General features: G+C 67.6%; 10 protein-coding genes. 4 read left to right on the plus strand and 6 right to left on the minus strand.

Annotated features, from left to right (window positions below; genetic code table 11):
* The 6 genes from DMC18_RS11405 to rhmD all read right to left on the minus strand — a co-directional run.
* The coding region (locus DMC18_RS11405; protein WP_146218051.1) for a beta-galactosidase at positions 1 to 2,319 on the minus strand (2,319 nt) is incomplete at its 3' end.
* A 5-nt stretch (positions 2,320 to 2,324) separates the two neighbouring features.
* Positions 2,325 to 2,660 carry an L-rhamnose mutarotase gene (locus DMC18_RS11410; RefSeq protein WP_110122029.1) on the minus strand — a complete coding sequence of 112 codons (336 nt, stop codon included), beginning with the start codon at positions 2,658 to 2,660 and terminating at the stop codon, positions 2,325 to 2,327.
* Positions 2,661 to 2,691: 31 nt separating this feature from the next.
* On the minus strand, positions 2,692 to 3,597 hold the full coding sequence (locus DMC18_RS11415) for an amidohydrolase (protein WP_110122028.1): 906 nt from the start codon (positions 3,595 to 3,597) through the stop codon (positions 2,692 to 2,694).
* A gap of 57 nt (positions 3,598 to 3,654) precedes the next feature.
* Positions 3,655 to 4,404: an SDR family NAD(P)-dependent oxidoreductase gene (locus DMC18_RS11420; protein WP_110122027.1), complete on the minus strand. Its 750-nt coding sequence runs from the start codon at positions 4,402 to 4,404 to the stop codon at positions 3,655 to 3,657.
* Positions 4,401 to 5,264, minus strand: coding sequence for a fumarylacetoacetate hydrolase family protein (locus tag DMC18_RS11425; RefSeq protein WP_110122026.1), 864 nt, complete (start codon positions 5,262 to 5,264; stop codon positions 4,401 to 4,403). Before DMC18_RS11425 ends, DMC18_RS11420 begins: the two co-directional genes overlap by 4 nt.
* 43 nt (positions 5,265 to 5,307) lie before the next feature.
* Positions 5,308 to 6,486: an L-rhamnonate dehydratase gene (rhmD, locus tag DMC18_RS11430; protein ID WP_110122025.1), complete on the minus strand. Its 1,179-nt coding sequence runs from the start codon at positions 6,484 to 6,486 to the stop codon at positions 5,308 to 5,310.
* A 212-nt stretch (positions 6,487 to 6,698) separates the two neighbouring features.
* Here rhmD and DMC18_RS11435 point away from each other — a divergent pair, with 212 nt between their 5' ends.
* Genes DMC18_RS11435 through DMC18_RS11450 form a run of 4 tightly spaced genes read left to right on the plus strand, consistent with a single transcriptional unit; the run spans position 6,699 to position 10,264 of the window.
* The gene (locus tag DMC18_RS11435; protein ID WP_110122024.1) at positions 6,699 to 7,532 is read left to right on the plus strand and encodes an IclR family transcriptional regulator; all 834 of its coding nucleotides are present in this window, start codon (positions 6,699 to 6,701) and stop codon (positions 7,530 to 7,532) included.
* Positions 7,533 to 7,564: 32 nt separating this feature from the next.
* Entirely contained in the window at positions 7,565 to 8,326 is a 762-nt protein-coding gene (locus tag DMC18_RS11440) for an SDR family NAD(P)-dependent oxidoreductase (protein WP_110122023.1), read from the plus strand.
* 4 nt (positions 8,327 to 8,330) lie between these two features.
* Positions 8,331 to 9,470, plus strand: a complete 1,140-nt coding sequence (lldD, locus tag DMC18_RS11445; RefSeq protein WP_110122022.1) for an FMN-dependent L-lactate dehydrogenase LldD — start codon at positions 8,331 to 8,333, stop codon at positions 9,468 to 9,470.
* A complete protein-coding gene (locus DMC18_RS11450) occupies positions 9,470 to 10,264 on the plus strand; it encodes a rhamnogalacturonan acetylesterase (protein WP_110122021.1) in 795 nt (264 codons plus the stop codon). The genes lldD and DMC18_RS11450 overlap by 1 nt, the downstream gene beginning before the upstream one ends.
* Positions 10,265 to 10,697: the final 433 nt, after the last annotated feature.

Consider the following 10,697-nt stretch of genomic DNA (forward strand, 5'->3'; position numbering starts at 1 on the left):
CTCGCCGGCTTCGCCGGCGCGGCCGTAGAGCAGGGCGAGATCGCCGCCGTTCCAGGGCAGGTGGGTCTGGATCTCGGACGTCGAATAGACCAGCCGCTGGCCGCCCAGGTCGTAGCTGGCCATCAGCATCTTGCTGTCCTGGCCCTTGATCCGCGAGGGGACCACGTACTCGCCGTCGCGGGTCTTCAGCTTGAAGGAGAAGGCCTCGTCGCCGGTGGCGCTGCTGGGATTGTGGACCACCACATAGAGGTGGCTGCCGGTCTCGGTGTTGACGTTGTGGTAGACGCGGACCTTGTCGTTCGAGACCGTGACGAACTCGCCCTTGTCCATGCGGGTGAGGTCCGGAACAGCGTTCAGGAACTGGCCCATCTGCTTCATGACCTTGGCCTTGTCGCGAAGCCCGCGGGCCTCGTCGATGGCCGAGCCGTAGTCGTAGGAGCTGAACACCACCGGGGCCGGCAGCCAGCCCCACGAGGTGCCGCCATAGGTCATGTAGAAGCTCTGGATCGTCAGGCCGTTGGCGATGTTGGTTCCGTAGAACACCCGCTGGTAGCCGACGCCGCGATGGAGGGCGGTGCAGTCGTAGTCGCCGTTGCTGCCCCAGTAGTCGAACCAGCCGCCGCCGAACTCGGCCGCGAAGCCGGGGGTGTTGGGGCTGGCCGAGGCGCCGCCCTTGGCCCCGCCGGCGCCGTAGAGGCCCCAGTCGGGCGCGACACCGGCCGCCGACGGCGTGGAGTCGACCTTGCACGAGCCGCCCGGATAGCCGTCGAAGGCGTAGAGGTCGGTCGGGCCTTCCACCGTGCCGGGGACCTTGGAGTCCTTGGGCACCCAGTAGCCGTTGCGGCCCTTGTCGTTGTGGAACAGCGGGACGGTGATCCCATCCGCGCGGGCCTTGTCGGCCAGCCACTGCATGTAGCGCTGCTGCGGGGCGCCGACGACGTCGAGCTCGTTCTCGATCTGGTGGGCGATGACCGTGCCCTGGCCGGTGGTCAGCTGGTGGCGGGCGATGACCTTGTTGATCTGGCTCAGCCACTCGTCGGCGGCCTGGACGTATTCAGGCGCGTCGGTACGGGCGCGAGCCTGCTGGTTGACCAGCCAGCCGGGGAAGCCGCCGCGCGTCAGCTCGGCGTTCACGTAGGGCCCGGCGCGGGTGATGACGTAGAGGCCTTCTTCCTTGGCCATGGTCAGCACGCGATCGATGTCGCGCACGCCGCTGAAGTCGTAGACCCCTTGCTTGGGCGAGTGGTAGCCCCAGTCGATGTAGATCGCGACGGTGTTGTAGCCGCTGGCCTTCATCTTCTGGAGGATGTCGCGCCACAGGTCGGGGCTGGGCACGCGGAAGGGGTGGAACTCGCCGCCCCAGGAGTAGATGCGGTTGCCGTCGACCTTCAGGGAGTACTTGTCCCAGGTGATCTTGTGGGCTTCAGCGGGCTTCTCCGCGATCGCCTGGTCGCCGCCTTCCTTGAGCACGGTGAAGTGGCGGACGGTGCCGGAAAGCTCGGGCAGCTCCTGCTTCTTGGTCCAGGTGCGGAAGCCGTCCTTGCTGTCGGAGTACCAGTAGCGCTTGGCCATGTACTCGTCGAAATAGACGCGCCACGCGCCGTCGGGGGTACGGGTGACGGCGGGGCCTTCGAGGAACTTGCCCCAGCCGGCCCAGTCGCCGCCGCCCTTGACCTGCCAGGGGCCGTCCAGCGAGGGGGCGGTCAGCAGCTCGATGTACTTGGTGGTCTCGTTCTTGGCGAAGGCCTGGTACTGCGAGCCCTCGCGCACGACGAAGGCGTCGATGTAGTTGGGACCCATGCCCGACAGCGGGCGCGGCGCGCTCCAGGCGGTCAGGTCGGCGTCCTGGGCGGTGATGCGGTAGGGCTGAAACTGCCCGCCGATGCCGGTGGTCGAGACCGACAGGATCAGGTGCTCGGAGCCGTCGGTGTCGACGAACCACTCGGGCGCCCAGCTGTTGGTGACGCCGGGCACGTCGATGGTGACGTCGCGCAGGAAGGTCCAGTCGACCAGGTCCTTGCTGCGGGCCAGGCCGATGGTGTTTCCGGTCCAGCCGGTGGTGTAGGCGACGTAGTAGAAGCCGTCCTTGCGCTTGAGCACGCTGGGGTCGCGGATCAGCCCCTTGGGCGGGGTGTAGGCCAGCGGCTTCTGCAGGGTGAAGCGCGTACCGTCGGCCGAGTCGTAGATGCTCATGTTCGACTGGCTGGCGTTGGTGAACGCCGTCATGACGTAGCGCGTCGGCTCGGCCAGAGTCGCCCCATGGAGGGCGGTGGTCGCGAGCAGGGCGGCGGCGAGGCCTATCAGGGCGGGACGCTTCACGGTCTTCAGCCCTCGAAGAAGAAGACGGGCTTCAGCGGCCACTCGACGGGCTTGTTGTCGGGGTGGACCTCCATCAGGTCGGCCATGAAGTCCCACCAGCGCTTCATCACGGGCTGCAGGGGCAGGGCGTCCTTGTTGTTGTCCGGCTTCAGGCGCAGCACGGCGAACAGGCTCATGGTCTCTTCGTCGAGGAAGATCGAATAGTCGTAGATGCCCGCGCCGCGCAGGGCCTCGGCCAGGTCCGGCCACAGCTCGTCGTGACGGCGCTCGTACTCGGCGGCGACGCCGGCCTTCAGCTGCATGCGGAAGGCGATCGGGCGACCTTCGATCTTGCTGCTCATGGGGTGTCCTCCGGGCGTCTTTTTATGGTTGTCAGGCGATGCGGTAGATGTCGGCGGCCGTGCCGGCGAACAGGCGCTGGCGCTCGGCGTCGCTGAAATCGGCCGTGATGGCGTCGTAGGCGCGGTAGAAGGCGTCGAAGCTTCCGTGCACCTTCTCGACCGGGAAGTTGCTGGCGAACATGCTGCGTTCGGGGCCAAAGGCCTCGATCACGTAGAGGACGAACGGGCGCAGGCTTTCCACCGTCCAGGCGCGGTCGACCATGGCCAGGCCCGAGATCTTGCACGAGACGTTGGGGCGCTTGGCGAGGTCCGCCAGACCTGAGCGCCAGAGCGCCAGGCCTTCATCGTCGCGGTCGGTCGGCATGCCGGCGTGGTTGACGATCAGCGGGATGTCGGGATGGGCGTCGGCCAGCGCGGCGGCCGTCGCCATCTGCGAGGGATAGAGCTGTAGGTCGAACGACAGGCCGTGGTCGGCCAGCAGCGCGAAACCCCGGCGCCACTGGTCGTTCAGCAGCAGGTCGGACGGGCCGTAGGTCTTGGCCGGGTTCTGGTGGAAATTGACGATCTGGCGGATCCCGCGAACGCGCGGGCGCTCGGCGTGGGCTTCCAGCAGCAGCTCGACATTGGGATCGTCCAGATTGGCCCCGGCGACGATGGCCCCGATGGGCGCGCCGGCGTCGGCCAGGCCTTCCAGCCAGTCGGTCTCGGAAAGCTGCTTGTCGGTCGGCAGGCCGCACTCGACGTGGACCAGGCTCTGGACGCGCCAGGGCAGGGCGTCGGCGGCGTAGTCGGCGGGCAGGTAGTCCTTCCCGGCGATCAGGCTCATGTCGCCGGCCGGATTGTTGGGCAGCGGGTCGTCCTGCAGCCACGAATAGTAGTGCTTGTCGAGGTCCCACAGGTGCATGTGGGCGTCGATGATCGGACCCGCGTACGCCATGGTTCCTCCCTTTGAACCCGCCCGCCCCGAAGGGCGGACGAGCCCGGATACAAAAGCTTAGAAGGTGGTCCGGCCGCCGGACGTGTCGAAGGTGGCGGCGGTGGTGAAGCTGCACTCTTCGCTGGCCATGAAGCAGACCATGGCGGCGCTTTCCTCGACTTCGCCGAGACGGCCCATCGGGATCTTCGAGCGCATGTACTCGACCTGGCTGGCGGGCAGCTGCTCGAGGATCGGGCTTTCGAAGGTGGCGGGGGTCAGGGCGTTGGCGATCACGCCCTTGCCGGCCAGTTCCTTGCCCAGCGACTTGGTCAGGCCGATCACGCCGGCCTTCGACGCCGAATAGGCGCTGGCGTTCGGATTGCCTTCCTTGCCGGCCACCGAGGCGACGTTGACGATGCGGCCGTAGCCGGCCGCCAGCATGTGCGGCACCACCGAACGGCAGCAGTAGAACAGGCCGTTCAGGTTGATGTCGATGACGCGCTTCCAGCTGTCGAGCGGGAACTCGTGCACCGGCACGGTGGCGCCGGTGATGCCGGCCGAATTGACCAGCACGTCGATCTTGCCAAGGGCTTCCAGGCTGGCGGCCGTGGCGGCCGCGACCTGGGCTTCGTCGGAGACGTCCAGCGCGTAGGTGAAGGTGGCGCCGATTTCCTCGGCGGCGGCCTTCAGGGCCTCGGCGTTGACGTCCCACAGGGCGACCTTGCCGCCTTCGGCGACCAGGCGGCGGGCGGTTTCCTTGCCCAGGCCCGAGGCGCCGCCGGTGATGACGGCGGCGCGGTTTGCAAAGCGGTTGGCGTAGACGGTCACGAGACGCCTTCCTTGGTCCAGGCGATGACTTCCTGACGCTGGCTGCCGAGCTTCTCGATGCCCAGCTCCATGACGTCGCCGGCCTTGAGGAAGATCTTTTCCGGCTTCTGGCCTTCGCCGACGCCCGGAGGGGTGCCCGTGGTCAGGATGTCGCCCGGCTCCAGGGTGACGAAGCGGCTCATATAGGCGATCAGCTCGGCGACGCCGAAGATCATCGTCTTGCTGTTGCCGGTCTGCATGCGCTTGCCGTTGAGGTCGAGCCACATGTCGAGGTTCTGGCAGTCGCCGACCTCATCGGCGGTGACGACCCACGGACCGACCGGACCGAAGGTGTCGCAGCCCTTGCCCTTGTCCCACTGCGAGCCGAGCTCCTTCTGGAAGGCGCGCTCGGAGACGTCGTTCACCAGCACATAGCCGGCGACGTAGTCCAGGGCTTCGGATTGCTCGACATAGCGGGCGCGCTTGCCGATCACGACGCCCAGCTCGACTTCCCAGTCGCCCTTCTCGGCGCCCTTGGGCAGCATGACCTGGTCGTTCGGGCCGTTCAGGCACGAGATCGCCTTGGTGAAGAAGATCGGCTCGGGCGGAGGCTCCAGACCGGCTTCCTTGGCGTGGTCGGCGAAGTTCAGGCCGATGGCCAGGAACTTGCCGACATTGCCGATCGGCACGCCGTAGCGCGGCGAGCCTTCGACCACCGGCAGGGTGGCCGGGTCGATGGCGGCGATCTTGGCCAGGCCCTCGGGCGACAGTTCGGCGCCGGTGATGTCGGACACGTGGCCCGACAGGTCGCGGATCTTGCCTTCGGCGTCGAGCAGACCGGGCTTTTCGGCGCCCCGCGGGCCGTAACGCAGCAGTTTCATGATCTTCTGGCTCTAGGGGGAAATGGGGGAGGAAAGGCGCGGCTTACCGCGGATAGGGACGGTGCAGGGCGATGTCGCGGTTCAGCTCGACGCCGAAGCCGGGCGCGTCGCCGAGCTTGAGCTTGCCGTTGACCGGCACGGGCTCGCCGATCAGCTGCGGATGGAACATCGGCACGACCTCGTCGGCCTTGGGCGCCATCATCAGGAACTCGGCGAACGGGCTGTTATGGCGCGTGATGACGAAATGGTAGCTGTACACCGACGAGCCGTGCGGGATCATCATCACGCCCTTGCTGTCGGCCAGGTTGGCGATCTTGATCAGCTCGGTGACGCCGCCGCACCAGCCCACGTCCGGCTGGATGATGTCGCAGCATTCCATCTCCAGCAGCATGCGGAAGCCCCAGCGGGTGGCTTCGTGCTCGCCGGTGGTGACCAGCATGCCCTTGGGCGCGTTCTTCTTGAGGTCGCGATAGCCCCAATAGTCGTCGGGGCTCAGCGCCTCCTCGATCCACTTCAGGCCCAGCTCGTGAGCCTTGTGGGCCAGCTTGGTGGCGTAGTTGAGGTCCAGCGACATCCAGCAGTCGAACATCAGCCAGAAGTCCTCGCCCACGCGCTCGCGCATGGTGGCCAGTTCCTGGATGTTCTTGTGCAGGCCTTCCTCGCCCTCGGCCGGGCCGTGGTGCAGGGGCATCTTGCCGCCGATGAAGCCCATCTCCTTGGCCAGGTCCGGACGCGCGCCCGTGGCGTAGAAGGTCAGCTCGTCACGAACCTTGCCGCCCAGCAGGGCGTAGACCGGCTCCTGGCGCAGCTTGCCCAGCAGGTCGTAGAGCGCCAGGTCGACGCCCGAGATGGCGTTCACGACCAGGCCCTTGCGGCCGTAGTACTGGGTGGAGAAGTACATCTGGTCCCAGATCTTCTCGACCTCGGTCGGGTCGCGGCCTTCCAGGAAGCGGGCCAGGTGCTTTTCGACGATGTAGGCGGCCGGCTCGCCGCCGGTGGTCACCGCGAAGCCGATCGTGCCGTCGACGGCCTCGATCTCGACGACCAGCGTGCCCAGCACGTTGATGCCGAAGCTCTGGCGGCTCTGGCGGTATTCCGGATAGCGCGACATCGGGGTGGCGATGTGATCGTCGATCCAGTGGCCTTCGCCCTGGTCGTGATAATCGGCGCCGCCGCCGCGGACCACGAAGGCCCGGACATGCTTGATCAAGGGAAGCGGCATCTTAGTGCTCCAACAACGCCCGGTCGCTCGACCGGATCAACCCCAAACCGGGGGAGGGCGCGCCAGCGGGGCCGCCGAACGGCGCGAACACATGTTCGCGCTACCTCCCCAGAACATCGTATGACACGCTCGCCGCGGTAGATCCGTGACCCGAAGAGTCGCGAAGCGAGCCCTTGTCTTGCGTTCCATATTATGAGAGGTAGTGCTACAAAATGAAACCCAGCACGTCAAGGGGAGCGGAACCAGTGGCTGACGACGAAGGCGCGGCGACCAAGAGCCCAAGCGGCAGCCAGACGCTGTTTCGCGGCCTGGACGTGCTCGACGTGGTGGCCGACGCGGGCGCCATCGGCCTGCCGGCCCTGGCCGCGCGACTCGGCCTGACCCGCAGCACCACCCACCGGCTGGCCACGGCCTTGGTCGAACGACGTATGCTCACCCAAACGCCGCGCGAAGGCTATAGCCTTGGCTCCAAGCTGCTCGAACTGGGCTATCTGGCCAGCCAGCAGATGGACCTGCCGCGCGTGGCGCGCCCGCACCTGGAAAAGCTGTGGGAAGAGCTGGAAGACACCGTCCACCTGGGCGTGCTCGACGACGACCGGGCTCTTTATCTGGACAAGCTGACCGGCCGCCGTCGCATCAACATCTCCTCGCGCGTGGGCGATCGCCAGCCGATCCGCTCGACCGGCCTGGGCAAGGCCCTGGTGCTGGACGACGAGGAAGCCCGCTGGCGGGCGCTCTATCGCAAGGAAGGCCCGGCCGCCGCCGGCGCGCCCAACGAAGAGCAGTGGATCGCGTGGATGCGCGACTACTCCCAGCGCGGGGTCGCCTTCGACCTCGAGGAAAACGAAGACCGCATTCGCTGCGTGGCCGCGCCCGTGCGCGGGGCGGGCGGTCAGATCGTCGCCGCGATCAGCGTCTCGGGCGCTGCTCAGTACATGGACGACGAACGGATGACCGGCCTGGTGGACGACGTCCGCCTGGCCGCCGACGCGATCAGCCGCGATTTGGGCTGGAACGGTAAGCGGGGTTCGGGCGCCAAGACCTGACGCCTCCCGCGCGTATGTATGACGGAGGAACTATGCTTCTGAAGGACAAGGTGGTGCTGGTGACCGGCGCCTCGGGCGGCATCGGCAAGGCGGCCGCCATCGGCGCCGCGCGTCATGGCGCCGACGTGGCGATCAACTACCACTCCGACGAGGCCGGCGCGGCCGACGCCGTGGCGCAGATCGAGGCCCTGGGCCGCCGCGCCATCGCCGTGAAGGGCGACGTGGCCGAGGTCGCCACGGCCAAGGCCTTCGTCGACGCCGCCGTCGCGGCCTTCGGCAAGGTCGACGTCTTCGTCAACAACGCCGGCATCTGCCCGTTCCACGCCTTCCTCGACATGCCGCCCGAGGTTCTCGAGCGGACCATGAAGGTCAACCTGCACGGCGCCTATTACATGGTGCAGGCGGCGGCCAACCAGATGGTCAAGCAGGGCCATGGCGGCTCGATCATCGCCGTTTCCTCGATCAGCGCCCTGGTGGGCGGCGGCATGCAGACGCACTACACCCCGACCAAGGCCGGCGTGCACAGTCTCATGCAGTCGACCGCCATCGCGCTCGGGAAGTATGGCATTCGCTGCAACTCGGTGCTGCCGGGCACGATCGAGACCGCGATCAACAAGGAAGACCTGGCCGACGTCGCCAAGCGCGAATACATGAGCGGCCGCATCCCGCTGGGCCGCCTGGGCGAGCCCGACGACCTGGCCGGCCCGATCGTGTTCCTGGCCTCGGACCTGGCCAACTATGTCACCGGCGCGGCCCTGCTGGTGGACGGCGGCGCGTTCGTGAACCTGCAGTAGTCCCGTGATCATCTCGTCGACCACCGACTTCCGCGAGGCGGCGCGGCGCAAGCTGCCGCGCTTCCTCTTCGACTACATCGACGGCGGCGCCTATGCCGAGCGGACCCTGGCCCGCAACGTCTCCGACCTCGCCGACCTGGCCCTGCGCCAGCGGGTGCTCAAGGACGTGTCCAGGGTCTCGACGGCGACCAGCCTGTTCGGCGTGGAGCAGTCCATGCCGGTGGTGCTGGCCCCGGTCGGCCTGACGGGCATGTACGCCCGTCGGGGCGAGTGCCAGGCGGTGCGCGCGGCTTCGGCCAAGGGCGTGCCCCTGTGTCTGTCGACGGTGTCGGTGTGCGACGTGGATGAAGTGGCGGCGGCTTCCAGCCGGCCGCTGTGGTTCCAGCTCTATGTGCTTCGGGATCGCGCCTTCATGCGCGACCTCCTGGCGCGGGCGGCGGCGGCGGGGGCGACGACGCTCGTCTTCACCGTCGACATGCCCGTGCCGGGGGCCCGCTATCGCGACGCGCATTCGGGCATGAGCGGTCCGAACGCTTCGCTCCGCCGGATGCTGCAGGCCGTGGGCCGGCCGCAATGGGCGTGGGACGTCGGCCTGATGGGCCGTCCCCACACCCTGGGCAACGTGGCCCCGGTGCTGAAGGGCAATACGGGCCTGGAGGACTTCATGGGCTGGCTGGGGGCGAACTTCGACCCCTCGATCCAGTGGAAGGACCTGGAATGGATCCGCGAGTCCTGGAAGGGGCCGCTGATCATCAAGGGCGTGCTCGATCCCGAGGACGCCAAGGCCGCCGCCGACATCGGCGCGGACGGGGTCGTGGTGTCCAACCACGGCGGCCGCCAGCTGGACGGGGTGCTGTCCTCGACTAAGGCGCTGCCGGCCATCGCCGAGGCCGTCGGCGACAAGCTGACCGTACTCGCCGACGGCGGGGTGCGTTCGGGCCTCGACGTGGTGCGGATGCTGGCCCTGGGCGCCAAGGGCGTCCTCTTGGGCCGGGCCGCCGTCTACGCCCTGGCGGCCAACGGGCAGGCGGGGGTGACCCAGCTGCTCGACCTGATGGAGAAGGAGATGCGGGTGGCCATGGCGCTGACCGGCGTCAATTCCGTCTCCGAGATCGATCGTTCAATCCTGGCGGAGACCCGCTGATGAAAGTCGCCGCCGCCCTCGCCATCGCTCTCGTGCTGGGGGCGGCGCCCGCCGCCCTGGCCGATCCCAACCGCATCGTCATCGCCAGCGATTCCACCGCCGCCAACTACAACTCGGGAAGCTTCCCGCAGATGGGCTGGGGCATGGTGCTGAAGTGCTCGCTGAAGCCGGAGGCGGAGATCGTCAACCTGGCCCGCGGCGGCCGCTCGACCAAGACCTTCCAGGAGGAGGGGCTGTGGGCGGTGCTGATGGCGCAGCTGAAGAAGGACGACACCGTCCTGATCCAGTTCGGCCACAACGACGCCGACACCAAGAAGATCGTCCGCTTCACCGATCCCAACGGGGCCTATGCCGACAACCTGCGCCGGTTCGTGGCCGACGTGCGGACGGCCGGCGGCAAGCCGGTGCTGATCACCCCGATCGCCAAGCTGATCTTCAAGGACGGCCAGATCCAGGACACCCACGGTCCCTATTCGGCGACCGTGCGGCGGGTGGCGGCCGAGACGAAGACGCCGCTGATCGATCTGGACAAGGAAAGCCAGGCGGCCCTGCAGAAGATGGGCGAGGCCGAGGGCGCCAAGCGCTTCATGATCTATTCGGCGGCCGACAAGATCGCCAGCCACCCCGAAGGCATCAACGACACCACCCACCCCAACGAGCTGGGTGCGCGCATGGCGGCCGGCATCGTGGCCAAGGGGCTGCGGGGGGCGAAGGTTCCGGTCTCCAAGCTGGTGCTGCCGGGCGTGGCCGACGCCTCGGCGCGCGGCGAGCCCAGCTGCGCGGGGCGGCCCTAAAAGGTTCTCTACCCCGTAAAATCCCCGCGGAAGCGGGGACCCAGGCTTTTTCTGAAACGCGTGGCGCTCGACGACAAAACACCTGGGCCCCCGCTTCCGCGGGGGTTTTACGGAAAAGGGGAGAGCCGGGAGCCGTTAAGGCAAAAAGAAAGGAGCGCTGGCCAAGCCGGCGCTCCTGCGACCTCAGGGGGAACGAGGTCAGGCAGAACGGGGAAGGATCGAACTCGATCCAACGATCAATTCTCACAATATGGACAATTGATCGATATATTGAGAATATCACTGAAGTGGCGGACGTCAACCGCCGTTGCGTGGGGAAACGCCGTGAAACGACTCCTTCTGTCCGCCGCCCTAGTGCTGGCCTTGGCCCCGGGCGCGCCGCTGCTGGCCGCGCCGAAAGCCCGTCCCGCCGCCGCCGTCGCGACCGCGCCGG

Source organism: Caulobacter sp. D5 (assembly GCF_003185805.1).
Lineage (GTDB): Bacteria > Pseudomonadota > Alphaproteobacteria > Caulobacterales > Caulobacteraceae > Caulobacter.